General features: G+C 58.7%; 13 protein-coding genes and 1 tRNA gene. 5 read left to right on the forward strand and 9 right to left on the reverse strand.

The window, feature by feature from the left end; all coding sequences use genetic code 11:
• Positions 1–792, forward strand: coding sequence for an SDR family oxidoreductase (locus NZ960_05145; protein ID MCS7176993.1), 792 nt, complete (start codon positions 1–3; stop codon positions 790–792).
• On the opposite strand, the gene NZ960_05150 is transcribed toward NZ960_05145, so the two are convergent.
• On the reverse strand, positions 793–2,490 hold the full coding sequence (locus NZ960_05150; protein ID MCS7176994.1) for an Ig-like domain-containing protein: 1,698 nt from the start codon (positions 2,488–2,490) through the stop codon (positions 793–795). It abuts the gene before it with no gap.
• Positions 2,468–3,760 carry an oligosaccharide flippase family protein gene (locus NZ960_05155; GenBank protein MCS7176995.1) on the reverse strand — a complete coding sequence of 431 codons (1,293 nt, stop codon included), beginning with the start codon at positions 3,758–3,760 and terminating at the stop codon, positions 2,468–2,470. The genes NZ960_05150 and NZ960_05155 overlap by 23 nt, the downstream gene beginning before the upstream one ends.
• Before the next feature lie 51 nt (positions 3,761–3,811).
• On the opposite strand from NZ960_05155, the gene NZ960_05160 reads away from it, so the two are divergent.
• Both NZ960_05160 and NZ960_05165 read left to right on the forward strand, forming a co-directional pair.
• Positions 3,812–3,883, forward strand: a tRNA-Asn gene (locus tag NZ960_05160).
• Complete coding sequence (locus tag NZ960_05165; GenBank protein ID MCS7176996.1) at positions 3,878–4,057, forward strand: hypothetical protein; 180 nt, start codon at positions 3,878–3,880, stop codon at positions 4,055–4,057. The genes NZ960_05160 and NZ960_05165 overlap by 6 nt, the downstream gene beginning before the upstream one ends.
• A gap of 645 nt (positions 4,058–4,702) precedes the next feature.
• Here NZ960_05165 and NZ960_05170 read toward each other — a convergent pair.
• The 4 genes from NZ960_05170 to NZ960_05185 all read right to left on the reverse strand — a co-directional run bounded on the left by NZ960_05170 (position 4,703) and on the right by NZ960_05185 (position 10,010).
• Positions 4,703–5,770 carry a deoxyhypusine synthase gene (locus tag NZ960_05170; protein ID MCS7176997.1) on the reverse strand — a complete coding sequence of 356 codons (1,068 nt, stop codon included), beginning with the start codon at positions 5,768–5,770 and terminating at the stop codon, positions 4,703–4,705.
• 65 nt (positions 5,771–5,835) lie between these two features.
• Positions 5,836–6,438, reverse strand: a complete 603-nt coding sequence (locus NZ960_05175) for an SIS domain-containing protein (GenBank protein MCS7176998.1) — start codon at positions 6,436–6,438, stop codon at positions 5,836–5,838.
• A complete protein-coding gene (locus NZ960_05180; GenBank protein ID MCS7176999.1) occupies positions 6,438–9,590 on the reverse strand; it encodes a PKD domain-containing protein in 3,153 nt (1,050 codons plus the stop codon). The genes NZ960_05175 and NZ960_05180 overlap by 1 nt, the downstream gene beginning before the upstream one ends.
• Positions 9,591–9,644: 54 nt before the next feature.
• A complete protein-coding gene (locus NZ960_05185; GenBank protein MCS7177000.1) occupies positions 9,645–10,010 on the reverse strand; it encodes a co-chaperone GroES family protein in 366 nt (121 codons plus the stop codon).
• An 86-nt stretch (positions 10,011–10,096) separates the two neighbouring features.
• Between NZ960_05185 and miaB the strand changes: the two genes are divergently transcribed.
• The gene (miaB, locus tag NZ960_05190; protein ID MCS7177001.1) at positions 10,097–11,506 is read left to right on the forward strand and encodes a tRNA (N6-isopentenyl adenosine(37)-C2)-methylthiotransferase MiaB; all 1,410 of its coding nucleotides are present in this window, start codon (positions 10,097–10,099) and stop codon (positions 11,504–11,506) included.
• Between the two features lie 107 nt (positions 11,507–11,613).
• Positions 11,614–12,021: a hypothetical protein gene (locus NZ960_05195; GenBank protein MCS7177002.1), complete on the forward strand. Its 408-nt coding sequence runs from the start codon at positions 11,614–11,616 to the stop codon at positions 12,019–12,021.
• A 100-nt stretch (positions 12,022–12,121) separates the two neighbouring features.
• Here NZ960_05195 and NZ960_05200 read toward each other — a convergent pair whose 3' ends face one another.
• From NZ960_05200 to NZ960_05210, 3 genes are all read right to left on the reverse strand, one after another.
• Positions 12,122–13,021: a DNA adenine methylase gene (locus NZ960_05200; GenBank protein MCS7177003.1), complete on the reverse strand. Its 900-nt coding sequence runs from the start codon at positions 13,019–13,021 to the stop codon at positions 12,122–12,124.
• The gene (locus tag NZ960_05205) at positions 12,987–13,364 is read right to left on the reverse strand and encodes a hypothetical protein (GenBank protein ID MCS7177004.1); all 378 of its coding nucleotides are present in this window, start codon (positions 13,362–13,364) and stop codon (positions 12,987–12,989) included. The genes NZ960_05200 and NZ960_05205 overlap by 35 nt, the downstream gene beginning before the upstream one ends.
• 499 nt (positions 13,365–13,863) lie before the next feature.
• A complete protein-coding gene (locus NZ960_05210; GenBank protein MCS7177005.1) occupies positions 13,864–15,342 on the reverse strand; it encodes a trypsin-like peptidase domain-containing protein in 1,479 nt (492 codons plus the stop codon).
• Between the last annotated feature and the right edge of the window lie 17 nt (positions 15,343–15,359).

Raw genomic sequence — 15,359 nt, forward strand, 5'->3', positions numbered from 1 at the left:
ATGGAACTGAGCCTTGAGGGGAGGCGGGCGCTCGTCTGCGGCAGCACACAAGGAATTGGAAAAGCCATCGCTGAAGCCTTCGCACGCGCCGGCGCCTCCGTGACACTGCTGGCACGCTCCCCAGAACGCCTGGAGGCCGTCCGAGCAGCTCTCCCTACCCCTGCCGGACAGCGCCACCATGCCATCGCTGCCGACTTCAGCTACCCCGAAGAGCTAGATCGAGTCGTGCGCGAACACCTGGACCAATCGGGCCTTGTCTACCACATCCTGGTGCACAACACCGGTGGGCCTCCACCAGGGAAGCTCATAGAGGCACCGCTGACCGCCTTTGAGGCCGCTTTCCGCCAGCACCTCTGGACAGCCCATCTTCTCATGCAAGCCCTGCTGCCGGACATGCGGGCCGAAGGATACGGTCGGATCCTGCTCGTGCTCTCCACCTCAGTGCGTCAGCCGATTGAAGGGCTGGGAGTCTCCAACACTGTCCGCGCTGCATTAGCAAGCTGGATGAAGACTCTGTCGGCCGAGGTAGCTCCCTGGGGGATTACCGTCAACGCCATCCTGCCCGGAAGTATTCTCACCCAGCGTCTACAGGCCCTCTGGGAGTACCAGGCACAGCAACTAGGGATTCCCGTTAGCGAAGTCATCCAGCGCACCATAGCCTCCATCCCCGCCGGACGGATAGGCCAGCCTGAGGAGATCGCCGCCGCTGCTCTTTTCTTAGCCTCCCCAGCGGCAGCATACATCACCGGCGTCAGCCTTCCTGTTGACGGCGGCCGCACCCGTTGCCTATGACTACGGCATCCTGACGAGGACGCCCTCCGTACTCCAGCGTGGCTTCAGCTCTATCGGCCCCACTCGCACAAACCGTTCGGCGAAGCGATAAGGGAAGGCCTGCCCAGCGCTGTAGCGTCCGTTGCGGTCCTCATCGCAGAAGGCCTCCAACTCGTAGAAGCCCGGTGGAAGCTCCCGAAAGCGCCATGGACCAGGTTGGGGGAGCTCCTGCCGCCAGATTCCAGAAGCCCCGCGCGTAGCCCGCACCTCGAGGATGTAAGGACCACGACACCGGAGGCTGTCCTGGAGTTCTCCGGCTAGGTCCGCATACTGGCGAGTATCCACGCTCCGGAAGGAGCGAACCAAGAGCGTATCGGCAAGCATGCGTCCGCCAGGAAGCTGACGGGAGCGGAAATGGACTCGGAGTTGCTGCCATTGCTCGCTGTCCCATCGCCCTTGAGGCCATAGCCGCCAGTGGTTCGGAGCCACCACTTCCCACCGGTACGGCATTGCCCGGCCGCGTTCATCCCGAATGGAGACTTCTGCGGTTGTGCTATCCAACGGCGCTTCAGCAATGAGCTCGAGGGGCTGCCACGGGAGAAGGGACTGGAAGCTGTCGGGCGGAACAGTAGCCCAGCGAACCCATGCGGTATCAAGCCCTCTGCGGAAGCGGAAACGTCGTTGCTGCGGTGCAACAACATTCCCGGACGTGTCCCGAATCCCGCCTGGCAACAGGTGGAGAAACCACAAGCTCAAGGTGTCCATGACAGGCTGAGCCATCATGAGCTCCACCATTGCAGAGCTCCCCGGCACCAGGTATGCTGCCACGATTGGCAACCGCACCGAACCAGTGCTGTCCTCCACAACAACGGCCGATGCCTGCACCGACGCCGTGTCCAGCGGCTCGCTGAAAACCAAGCGCACGCGCTGCTGACTCTGCGGACGAACGTCCATAAGCTCTGGTGGGGCTTGGTCAAGAACAGGATTGAGTCGGAGGAGCGCTACGGCTGGGGTATCCGCTCGGACGAACACTGACTCAACCGTCGTCCCAATACCGTCTCGGCCCTCCGTGTAGAGGCCATCGCGGTCAGCGTCCCGCAGGGCGAAGAGCCGATACTCCCCATCTGGCAGCCCTTGGAGCCGAAAGGTCCCCGCAGTCCCAACCTGCGTCCAGTACCGGGCGCGCGTATGGGCTGGATTGAGGGTATCGGGTTGCAGATTGGCCAGAGGATATGCCAGCACGAAGACTCCAGCAGGCTGTGCGTCCACGAGCCGTCCCTCGATCTGGCCGCGATCGATGCGCTCGCCTGTGGAGAAGACGACACTAACGGCAGCCGCCGCTGTATTGCCAGCGATATCTCGGTAGTCAGTACCGAGCGTGAGCACGTACGTTGTGTTGGAGTCCAGCGGTTCAGTGAAGCGCAACGAGAGCGTCTTTCCGAGCCAATCCCACGTTGCTCTCCAGGGTTTCTGCGGCTGTAGCGAAAGAGAAGCCAATACGGAGGCCTTGTCCACGAATTCGCTGAAGCGGAGCACGATGGTATTGCCGCGGAAGTGCGTCGTCCCAGAGACAGGCTCAGTAGAGACCACTTGCGGCGGTTCCCGATCCGGAGGTCCCCCGGGGGGCAGCAATGGATTAGCGCAGCCTGCAAGGAACACCCCTACCGCACAGCAGAGTCCTAACACAGCCCACGTTCTATAGCCCCACCGTCGCCCCATGCCGCACCTTGCGACGCTGTCCCCAGACCATGAGCATGACCCCGAGAGCATAGAGCGTCTCCATGCCGACGTAGACGTATGCAACGGCGATGCTCCCCCACGGAGGCAGCAACGATGCTGCCGACAGGAAGCCCAGCCCCAAGACTACCGCTGCCCACAGCACGATCTGGCGTTGTCGCCCTCGAAGGGTCAGACCGTAAGCTTCAGCAAGATGCGAGAGCATCACTCCCGGCAGTGCCCACGCCAATACTTGCAGCATCGCCACCGCTTCTGGTATCCGGAAGGTCCACTCTATGAGCCACGGCGCAGCACCGTAGATGCCAGCGGCGATCGGGACGCCTACAGCAGCACTCATTCCCACAGCCCAAAGCTCCGAGAACTGGTCGGGCAGCTTCGCGAACTGCGGGAGTAGGACCCGGAAGAAAGCGTTCGGGATCATCCGCAGGACCATCATGAATCGCTGTGCTGCGGAGTAAGCCCCGATAGCGGCTGCCTCAGCCCCTACCCAACCGAGGAAGAGGACCCCAAAGCGCATGTAGCCATTCGTCACAAAGCCGAAGGCAATCCAATACCACCGCTCCCGAAGTACATCGAGGACAGCCTCCCACGTACCCCGCACCCCTCGAGCAAAGACATCGCGGAGGAACTCCACCGCATACGTCCGCCACAGAGGCCACCCTGGTTGCCAACGTCGAAGAGCAATCCCGAACCACACCCATGCAGAGAGTGCACCAACACCTCCTTGGACGAGAATCACAGGCACGAGCGGCCACCCAGCCACTACCGCAGCAATCCCTGCCAAAGCCCCCAACGTGCTGCTGACGGCAATCACAGCCCCCAAGAGCTGTAGCGCCCCAAGTCCCTGGAGGAGAGCCGCGTAGCTACTTACGAAGCTATGGAAGAGCGAGACGACAAACGCTGCCACCGTTGGCGCAAGCGCATCAGCCCTTCCCAGCCCAATCGTGAGTCCGACCCCCAGCGGAAACCCTATCAGCGCCAAGTACCACTTCGCAAGCTGTGCTTGGCGCAGTGGGGAGGCTATCGTGCCAGTACGGGCCACCTCCTGCGGCAGTGTCACAGCAAAGTTTGCCTCTACAAACAGCTGCAAAAGCAGCGCCTGCGCCATGCTGAACGAGTATAGCCCCAACTCCTCTGCCCCCCGAAGCCGCCCTAAGAGGATGGAGAAGAGCACAGCCCCAATGATCCCCAGTCCGTCAGCGATCAGGAATGAGGCTACCGACCTCAGCAGCTGCCGTGAGGCCCTCGGCATTCCGGAATCCGCCTACCACCGTATTTTTGCGAGCGAATTGACGTACAGCATTCCACGGTAGCTCAACGGTAGAGCACCTGGCTGTTAACCAGGGGGCTGTGGGTTCGAATCCCACCCGTGGAGCTGAGCTTCCGCTTCGCGCGTGGAGGTTTTGCACCACCCTCCGGTAGGCCCTTCCCAACAAGCTCAAGAACGAGCGCCGACAGCCGATACATTTGGCAGCTTGCCGACGGCGGCTACGGCATCCTCTACCAAGTCCACGCCCCAGAACTCGGCAAGTGGGACTTAGGGAGCTGAGGAAGCACATTCGTCCTCGCAGGTCCAATCATCGTCCTTGCCGGCACCATCACCAGACACATGCTGTAAAAGCAGGCGACCACCGGCCCCGTTCCAGAATCAGAGTTCGATTGACGGCCCAGTTCTTAGGGCCTTGTCACTGCTGTCGAATGTAGTAGCAAGCCACGAACAAGTCCGGCCTTCCACCCCCAGCTTTCAGGAGACGGAGAGGCCTCAAGCAGCATGGTTGCGAAGATGGCACAACCACGACAAGAAGGATTGACGGTCATTTGTCGCCGATCGTAGTGAACACTCTGGATATCACGGCAGAGCGTCGAAGGTGGCCTATACAGATTCGTTACCGCCGTGATGCGATTCCTCTGAGTTGTATGGAGCATGCAGCCCAGCGGGTCCGCTCGCAATGCCACCATCAGCCATTCCACAAACCCAGAGCTTTAGCCTCCTAGCAAGCAAGCCACTTCCGAGACATCAGGACACACCCCGGAATGCTACGCACCCAGGAAAAGGTCAGACTGCTACAACAACTCCTCCAAACGCTGCGGGCCGCATTACGCCTTCCCGGGTCGAAGTAGGAGCGCCGATGTCAGCCTAGAGCAACACCCAACTGAAGACATTGCTCATGGCTTCATCTCCTGGTCCGAGGGCCTAAGGTAGGGAGAGCACCGCAGACCGCAGGACTTCGGGAGAGGTGAAAGCATCCATCCAGCGCTTCGGCTGCCGCTGCCTCCACACACCCCGATGGTAGACGTAGCCTACCAGGAGCGGAAGGGCCAATGTAGCTTCGGCGAAGACCATCTGCTCGTATGTTCCCGCAACCTTCCCCCATGAGCTGGCCTCCCGGAGAGTAGAGCCCGAAAGCCCTCCATCACGCTCGTCAGCGACTGTGATCTGGATGGCGTACTTGTGCATCGGCACGGCATGTCCCAAGATATCTGCCGCGACCACCACGTCTTGCGCGAAGTTCTTCGGCACCCCACCGCCCACCATGACCAACCCTGTCTCACCCGCCCGGATCTTCAGGTAGGTGAGCTCCCGAAAGTCCTTCACGGAATCAATCGCCACATGCCGTTCTGGGTGGCGATGCTGGTGGAGTACCAGGCCAAATCCAGCTGAACAGTCAGAGAAGGCCGGAACGAAGATGGGCACGCCGTGCTCGTATGCCGTCCGCACGATGGACTCCTCTCCAATCCCTCGCGCAACCAAGTACTGTCCCATCGCAGCGATGAACTCCCGCGAGCTGTAGACGCCTGGAGGAAGCTGCTCTGCGAGTTCAGCGACGGTATGGTCGCACACCCGCAGTTCCTCCTCATCGATGAAGGTGTCGTAAATGCGGTCAATCATGAGCTCCCGCAGCTCGTCGTCGTCCACCCGCGGCGAACCTTGGTAGTGTCGGAAGCCCAGAGCCTCAAAGAAGTCTTGGTCCACGATGATGGCGCCGGTAGAGACGATGACATCCACCATCCGGAAACGGATGGCGTCGGCAATCACCCGTCGCAACCCCGCGCTGACCAACGAGCCAGCCAAGCAGAGGATAACCGTACAGCGCTCGTCTTGCAGCATCTGCTCGTAGATATGTGCAGCTTGGTGGAGGTTCCGAGCCTGGAACGCCATGCGCCCCATTGCCTCCACCAGAGGAGCAATGTCGGGGTAGCGTGTAATGTCAAGGTGCTCTATAGCGAGCTCCGGGCGGAGATATTCGTGCTTCGTTGGCATCTTTCCTACCTCGTGCAACTTTGAACGAGGGGCCAAGGACGAAGGGTCCATCAGAGTGTTGCACCCTACGCGAAGAGCTCCGGAAAGAGTGCCTCTTCCAGCATCTCGCACCAGATGTGCCCCACGAGAATGTGGGCCTCCTGAATCCGCGCAGTCACGTGACTGGGCACCACAACAGCAGCAGTGCAGTACGGCAGGATTCGTCCACCACCAGCGCCTAACAGCCCAATGACACTCATCTGCTGCCGTTGCGCCTGCTGCACAGCGCGGAGCACATTCTCCGAGTTACCGCTGGTGGAGATAGCAATCAAGACATCCCCGGGACGCCCGTATGCTTCTACCTGACGGGCAAACACATTCTCGAAACCCAGGTCGTTTCCGCCCGCTGTTAGGATAGAGCTATCCACAGTCAGCGCCATGGCGGCAATAGCGGCTCTGTTGACGTGTCCTCGCAGCCGTATGACCAATTCGGCAGCCAGGTGCTGGCTGTCAGCGGCACTACCTCCATTTCCACAGAGCAAGGCCTTCCCCCCACGGCGGTAGGTCTCTATGAGCAGTTCCCCACAGCGCTGGATGTCTTGACTACACTCCTCCAGGAGCCGACGCTTCACGGCGATAGATTCGGTAATGGCTTCAGCAATTCGACTCTGGAAGGGGCAGCTCTCCATCAGTACTTGACGACGTAGCACACAATCTGCCCTCGCCACCCGCCGAAGCGGACTGCATAGACCCCTGCAGGGAGCGACCGGACAGGCACAGTAGCATACTGCTTCCCCATCCTCTGCGCAGTCCCGCTCCACACCGTCCGACCGAGGACGTCGCTCAGCACCACCTGGGCCGTCTCAACTTCCTCTGGCAGCTCCACCCAGAGGAAGTCGCCAACAGGGTTCGGAACACACGGCGCCATCCCTCCAGGCTGCAGAGCCACACTGACAACGACCCCTATCGGATCGGACATGTTCCGACAGCCGTTGCTGTCTGTGATCTCCACGGCGTAGCTCCCCGAGAGTCGTGCCACCAGGCGGCGTCCTGTTGCACCGACAATCGGCTGTCCGTTGAGATACCATCGGTAAGCGGCTGCCTCCCGAGTGCAGATGAGCGTATCGCCACGGCGCTCAATGTCCGGCTTCGGTGGCAGCGGATAGACCCGAATTGTCACCGAATCGGAAGCCCCTCTACAGCCTGCAGTAGAGACGACCTCCACGTAGTAAGTCCCTGCACTCCGCACGACGATGCGACGTGTTGTATCACCAGTACTCCAGCGGTGGCGGAGATATCCCGCCGGTGCCTCTAGCACGGCACTATCGCCCTCACAGAAGGCCGCACGACCGACAACCGTCACTGCCGGCCGTGGCAACGGATGGACGACCACCCGGAAGGTATCACTGAGGGCCTCGCATCCATACTGGCTCCGCTGCCGCAGGAGCAGACGGCCTGTGCCAGGGGTTGTCCAGCGCACCAGTACCTCAGCCATCCCCTGGCCACGGAGGAGTTGACCTCCCAGCACCATCCACTCAAACCAGTCGCCCGCCTGTGGCAGAGTTGCACGGTATGACGCAGTATCTCCAGCACAGGCAGCGGACGGTCCTGTAACTTGTGCCTGGGGCAGTGGATACACTGTCACCACAACCGTATCCGAAGTCCCCCAACAGCCGAAAGCATCTTGTGCCATTACCCAGTATGGGCCACCACGGCGCACCGTCAGGACACGCACTGTATCACCCGTGTTCCAGCGATAGCGCTGGTAGCCTATCGGCGCAACCAGACGGACGCTATCACCCTCACAGAATGCCGTCTGCCCAATGACTGAGAGCCTCGGCTCAGGCCGCGGACGTACGACAATGGTCACCGTATCTCGTGCCTGACACCCCCGAGCATCGGTAACGGTCAGCACGTACTGCTGTGAGGTCTCCAGCCGCGCCGTAGGGTTTGCACTCGTGGGGTCGTCCAGCCCTGTGGTGGGCTCCCAAGCATATTGGTAGGGGGCCGTCCCGCCCGAAGCCGTCGGAGCGCCCCCTAAACGGATGCTCTCACCAGGGCAGACGGCTCGATCTGTCCCTGCGTCTGCTACGGGCAATGGGTAGACCGTGATGTAGTTGGTACGCACCAAGGTGTCACTACCGTACGAGTTGCTGACAATCAGCCGCACCGTGTACTGGCCAGGCTGCTGGTACGTGTGGACACAGTTGCGGGTCGTGTAATCAGTAGCCCCATCGCCATTTACATCCCACGCCCAGCTCGTGGCACCAGTGCTGGAATCCGAGAAGGCAACCGTCAGTGGAACGCAGCCTTGGCGTGGTTGTGCCCCAAAGCCAGCTACTGGACGGCCGACAACGCAAGTACTCGATGTCAACGGCACCATAGCCCCTGGACCGCACGGCGCACTAGCAGTGCTGAGCTGCATAACCCGGAGTCCACCAGCTCTGTCCGTCTGTTCACCTAGAGTCCGTGTAGTCTGCCCTGGGCCGATGGCGTAGTGCATCAGCTGTCCTGCTGCAATGATGTGCCCCAGCAGATGGGCATGCCCCAACTCGTGGAGCGCAACGGACTCGAAGTCGTACTGAGTGCTGCTCGGCAGCTGCGGGCCGAAGTTCCACCCCCCGCCTGGAGCCGTACGCCGAAAGACGAGGTCAAAACCGGCCCGCCTCCAGTACTGTTGGCCCCCCATGGAGCACGCAGTGTAGTAGTTGTAAGTTGCCCCTAGAACGCCACTCGGTAGCGAGCACGAGGTAGCGTCAAAGCTGACGATGTTCGTCCCGTCGTCGGAGGGACAGTTGATGTTGGTCGTTGTCTCCATGAGGCCAAAGTTCACGTACGTGCTACAGCGCCATGTCTGGAGCGCTTGCATGAACGCCTGGAATGCCGCCGTGTTTGCGGCGAAGTTGCTGTTTGGCACCAGCGTATACCCACCACTGCCGTTGTGGTTCACTAGGCGCACTGGGTAGCGCACACCGCCGGAGGAAATCGTCAGCAGTGCGTAAGGGATGGTGACCTGGCTGGGGGAAGTGATGGTCTGGTTGGCAGAGGTTATGACTTGGAACGTGCCTGTTCCAGCCTGTGTTGGGACGATAACCCGAATCTCAGTATCGGTCCACAGCACGATGTGGTTGCTCGGTACGCTAACCCACGAACTCCCGCCATCGTCTGGATTCCGGAAGCGGACACTTCCGGCAGTGCTCCCGAACCCAGAGCCCAAAATCCGTAGTGTGTCAAACGTGCCCGCAGGAATCGTGCTGGGAGTGAAGCTTGTGATGTTCGCCATCGGCTGCATTGGCTCCCCCTTCCGTAGGCCCTGGGGTTGGGGTACCGGAGCATACTCCCGGTAAGGCCGCCCCGTCAGCTGTTCTAGCTCCCGATAGAGCTCCAGTAGTGAATAAGTGGCGAAAGGATCATAACCCCTCTGCTCAGCAAGCTCGTACAGTATCACCCCCTGTGGACCTGCTGTGAGTGTGTACATCTGGCCTTCTATCGGCTCCAATGTAGGGAGGCGCTGCAAGAAGAAGAGCCCTACGCTCCCCAGCCGTAACGGCGCTGATGGCTCAACGACGACGGCTCGGTCCCCGAGGACCCCACCCTCCCGCGCTACACGTAGCCGTGGTCCTGGCAGCACCCCATGGAAATGCTTCGTCACAGCGAGCTCCCACACCGTGTAGAGCATCCGTCGGGATGGCTCTTCAACAACCCATTCTCGCACCAGCTGTCCCTCCACTACTAGCTCGCTTTCGGCCACCCGCTCCCAAAGTGGCACCGGATACAGTAGGCACTGAGCTACTGACTCATGCGCCACGGCAACTGTAAGGAACAGGAACCCTAGCCACATCGGCATGCCCTCCATGCCGTTGAACATCCAGCGCTGTATAGGGCCACCCGTGCCCTACCCCTCCAATAGCTCCTCGTCCCGGATGAGCAGCAAGATAGAGGAATGAGGCACGACGACATACCGTTCCCCTTCTAACTCCAGCTCTAAGGCATCCCGCTGAAGGTAGATCGCCAAGTCCCCTTCTCGCGCCTGGAGCGGGAGGTACTGGACTTCACGAGGCTTCCACGGCTCCTCCCACTCCGGCGGGGCTGGAACTAAGTAGCCTGGGCCCACTTTGACGACGTAGCCAGTCTGTACCCTCTCGTTCTCCCGGACTCCCGGCGGCAGGTACAGCCCTGACTTTGTCCGTACTTCCCCAACCCGGGGTCTGATGAGCACGCGATCACCAACAACAACAACCCGTTCCAATAGTGCTAACATATTCCCAGCATGGCGATACCCACATTCTCACGAAAGCCGGCAGTGCTTCGTTATACACCTTGCCGACGACTCGTGTTTCTAAGACGATGATGCTGGAGCTTCCCGTGCTCTCTCAACTCGAGCCCTTCCAAGTCCCTAGCAAGGAACAGAGGGCACGCCGAGTCTACATCGAGACCTACGGCTGCCAGATGAATCTCAACGACTCCGAAATCGTGCTGGGTATTCTCCATGCCAATGGCTACGGCATCACTGAACATCCCGAAGACGCAGACGTCATCCTCATCAACACCTGTGCCGTCCGCGAGCACGCCGAGCAGCGAGTCTTCGAGCGGCTCAACCACCTGAAACCCTACAAGCGTCGCAAGCCCGAGCTTGTCGTCGGGATTCTGGGATGCATGGCTGAGCGGCTTCGCTCTCGACTCCTAGGCGAGAAGCGCTTGGTAGAGCTTGTGGTCGGTCCCGACGAATACCGAAAGCTCCCACAGCTCCTAGAACAAGCCTTCGCTGGCGAACAAGGGATTGCCGTCCGCCTTAGCCGTGTCGAGACCTATGACGATATTGAGCCCCTGCGGACCGAGGGAATCAGTGCCTGGATCTCCATCATGCGCGGCTGCGACAAGTTCTGCACGTTCTGCATTGTGCCATTCACCCGTGGACGTGAGCGCTCTCGCCCGCTCCAGTCCATCGTCGCCGAGGTCCGTCGTCTCTGGCAGCGCGGCTTCAAGGAGGTCACCCTCCTGGGACAGAACGTCAACAGCTACCGTGATCCCATCACAGGGGCAGACTTTGCAGACCTCTTAGCCGCATGTGCCGAAGCAGCCCCGCAGATGCGCATCCGCTACCTCACCTCCCACCCGCGCGACATGAGCGACAAGCTCATCGACACAATGGCCGCATACCCCAACCTCTGCAAGTACATCCACCTGCCCGTCCAATCTGGCTCCAACCGCATCCTCGCCCTCATGAACCGGGGATACACCGTAGAGCAGTACCTGGAGCGAGTAGAACGCATCCGCTCCGTCATGCCCGACTGTGCGCTCTCCACCGACATCATCGCTGGCTTCTGCACAGAGACCGAAGAAGACCACCAAGCGACGCTGGAGCTGCTGCGCACCGTTCGCTACGACGGCGCTTACATGTTCAAGTACTCCCCCCGTGAAGGCACGAAAGCCTGGAAATGGGGCGATGACGTCCCAGAAGAGGTCAAAGTTCGCCGCCTCAATGAGATCATCGCTCTGCAGCAGCAGATCTCGTACGAGATCAACCGAGAGAAGGAGATTGGCCGGCTCCACGAGGTCCTGGTTGAAGGCCCTAGCAAGCGCAACCCTGAGCAATGGCAGGGTCGGACCGATACGAACAAGGTCGTTATCTTCCCCAAGAGTCCAGAGATTGGCACCGGAAGCCTCATCCGCGTTCGAATCCGACAGGCGACTTCAGCAACGCTCTTCGGCGAGGTGGTCGCTATCCTAGAACCCGCATCCCAGCAGTCAGCCTGACCGCCTCCTCTGAGTGATGCTTCACGCATGCGTAACCTCCAGAACCAATCGCCGAGCAGGATGGCGTATCTGCAGAGTAGCTGCCCAAAAGCCGAAGACGCACGCCGATGGATTTCTTAGTCACCCTCCACGGACACAACCGCTGGCTCGTCGTTGTGGCGTGGATAGTAGCGCTTGTGGCTGTTCTCGCTAGCAGCCTGCAGAAGTCCAATCCATCCGTGCCACGCACGGCAGTAGCCCCTCTGCTTGTGCTGCTGGGACTCTTCGCCCTCCAGTTCCTCTTGGGGAGCGTGATCTTCATCCAGAAATGGACGGGCTGGGCGAACGTCCCACACTACCGCTGGGAGCATACGGCGCTCATGATAGGATCCCTAGTCCTACTGCACTTGCCGCTCCGCTGGCGGAGACGCTTACCCGCATCCCAGTGGCATCTGCGGACTACTCTCCTCCTTCTCATCGTTGGCATACTTGGATTCCTCGGCGTTGCCCGCCTCCCCGAAGGCTGGCTGGGATAATCTCCTGGTCCATGTCTAACGAGCTGCAGCTAAGCCGCACTACTAGAGCGAGCAAAGCAAGCCGAGGACTACTGAGTTGAGCTACACGTCAGACAGCGGTCTATACAACGTTCGGCACAAGATGCAGAGGTGGTTGCTCCAGCAGATGTAGCTGAGTTGCCCTTTCAACGGGATAGTTTGTAATGACTAATTCCGTGATTCTGCCTCGCTTCGCGCCGTTGCAATTGATAGCGCGGTTTGCCAGTACTTCACCTATGGTGAAGTAGGGCAAGCTATAGAGAGACCGGACGACTTCGGTATCAGAGTTAGAGAGCATAACATACACTCTGTTCTTGCTTAGCTCGACGCAGACATCACGCAAGCGTTTTTGGTCAGATAGTCCAAAGCCATTTGCGTGGTACGACCTGAAGTTAGCCGTCTGTGATAAGGGCACATACGGCGGGTCGAAATACACCCAATCGCCTGGAGCTGCCCTTTCCAGTACCGTTTCGAACGGTGCGCATAGAATGTCAACATCTTGTAATGCCCGAGAAACTGCAAGCAGATTCTCTCGGTCCAAGTACTTCGGGGACTTATACCGTCCAAACGGAACGTTGAATTTCCCCTGGCGATTCACGCGATACAGACCATTGTATCCCGTCTTGTTCAAGTAAATCATGCGAGCTGCCCGTTCTGGTAGGCCCAATTGCCAAGGGTCTTTTTCACGGATAGCATAATAAAACTCTCTGTCGTGAGGAAACTCGGAAAGAAGCCTGATGACTTCTGAAACACAGTCGCGAATGGCCAGGTACGTATCGATCAGCTCAGCGTTAAGATCGGAGAGAACTGCACGTCGTATTCTGCGCTCGCGGTAGAGGCGAAAGAAGAGAGCGCCGCTCCCTACAAAGGGCTCATGATAGACGTTAAACACAGGCGGCATGCGTTCCAGCAACGCATCCGCCAATTGTGTCTTGCCACCGGCCCACTTAATATAAACGCAACCACTCCTCAAGTTCGCTATACCAAACTACTTTGCCGGTAGACATCAAGTAGTGCCGCATATTGGCAGAGAAGCCCTCTCCGTCTATTACAATCCCAGGGATCGGCCAGTGAGCAATGTCGTCAATTGTAGCAAGTATTTTCTCCTCTGCCGTTCCTGGTGTGGCTTGATATTTGCATTCCACGCCCAAACGTTTGCCCGTTCTCTCGTCCGTAATGACCACATCAATGTAACGTCGCTGCCCCCAGAGTCTCCTGGCAGCCTCGACTTCCGTCTCCGCTTTCAAACCCATCCTCTGGGCGAGAGCAACTACTTTTCGCTTAAGTTCATCGCCGCTCTTTGGAGCAGCACCTTTTCCCGGCATAGTTTACCCTCGCGCGTGATTTACTGCGATTTTACACCACCATTGCGCTACATGCTACTGTCACCCAACTATTGACTGAATGACTAGGGTCCTTTGCGGTCAACATCCTCAACATCGTCCTTGTCATCTTACAGGTTCTTATGCAGCCTCTGTACAACATCGTTCTCTGTACGGACAATGCGTCAATTGGGCTACGCGACGTACACTCTTCTCCGCCAGGGTTCAGAACGTGTGTATGTACCGTTCTCACGCCCTTATGTCCTACAAACTCCTGCATCGTGCCGACATTGCACCTGCCACGCAAAAACACCTCATCGCTCTAAATAACGGGATCAAAACCGCCCCGTGACCATCCATAGCTGCCATTGACAATGCCCCTGGCCAGCTCTCCTATGCTCTTGGTAACGTAGAAAGAGTTTTTGTTCCACGTGACTACCACACATCAACACTACCACTGTGCGAAGTCGAAGACTATGCCAATATTCGATACTGCCGGCTCTCACCACCGGAGAAAATTTAGCTCATAGCCAAGCATTATGTAGGGCATCAGTGCTTCCACCGGAGTGCCTTTCTTCCCCGTGGCAGTCAACCCCATTCCCACGGTCCAGGGACTGCGGGGGATAAAGTCTATCGCGATTGTTGCCACATAGCGAAACGGAGGCCGTGGACCGCCGGATGACCCCTCTATGGAGCCAAAGCGCTCGCGCACAACCGCACCAAGTGCAAGACGCACAAGACCACTAAATGCCATCCCGACTGATAGCTCATCCCGTTGCCATCCTGTCAGGGAGAACTGCCGAGTAAGCAGAAGACCGACTTTGTCGGCAACCACGACTTCGCCATCGCTATCGCGCACAAAACCAAAGCGATATGAAAGTCCCACCGCCGCCCGAGGGAGAAAGGACCTTCCGTATACTTCGTAACTCGATAGACCGATGCATTCAAGCGAGAAGCGTTCACCGAGCTTTTCGGTGATGGTGAATTCTTTTTCCTGGATCCAACGTTCGCGTCGTTCAAGCTCTCGCTTGCGTTCCTCCAACTCTTGCTCTCGGCGATTGAGGGAATTGGACTTGATCTCGTACTCTCGGAGAAATTCCTCTGCCTGCCTCTTTCTTGCCTCGAAAGCCGCTTTCTCCCTCTCAAAGTTCATCCGCTCCGAGCGTAGTCGCTCCCACTCACTGTCGAGCCGCTTCTGCTGCTCCTCTAGGCGTTGACTCTGCTCCTCCAACGCGCGCTGCTGTTTTTGAAGCAAACGAAACTGTTCTTCCAAACCCTGCGGGGTAGGGTAGAACAGGGGATCCGTGCTATACGGGATACCATAGTAATCAAGCAGGCCTTTGAGAACGTCAGAACGCACTCCAAAGTTCGCAGTCTGTGCCAGAAGGACTATTTCCTGGGCTACCCCAACTACTTGCCCCTGTGCGTTGATGAGCGGACCACCACTGTTGCCCGGATCAAGCGCAACGTTCAATTGCAGAAGGTCCTGGTAACTGTTGTTCGAAACAATCCCCTTCGTCGCATTCCACGGACTCCCGAGGGGATGACCTATTGCAACGATTTCCTCTCCTACTTCAGCGACAGTTGGCTTGATGGGCAAGACCGTTCTCTGCCGCGCCCGTACTTTGAGAACTGCAAGGTCAATTTGGGGATGATCACGGAAAGCGTTAACTTCAATGACCGGGATTGTTTCTCCTGACTTGAGATGCACAGTAATCTGATTGGGCGAGTAGTATGCTGTTTCGTACTTGCGCATATATGACTCTGCACCCCCCCCTCGCTCGATAACATGCTTGTTGGTGACAATGTATTGTGGGTGAATGAAGAATCCTGCCCCCACACCCTTCTCCGTCTCGATGCGGACAACGGCAGAGGCACATTTCTCAACAATTTTCCTTGCATCGAGCTGCTGCGCGTACACAGTACATGCAGCCCAGCACGGCGCGATGATCGCAAGGCGGATAGCAGCAACACCTCGCATCTTGCAGCTACCCATTT

Source organism: Candidatus Kapaibacterium sp., assembly GCA_025059875.1.
GTDB lineage: Bacteria > Bacteroidota > Ignavibacteria > Kapaibacteriales > HRBIN21 > HRBIN21.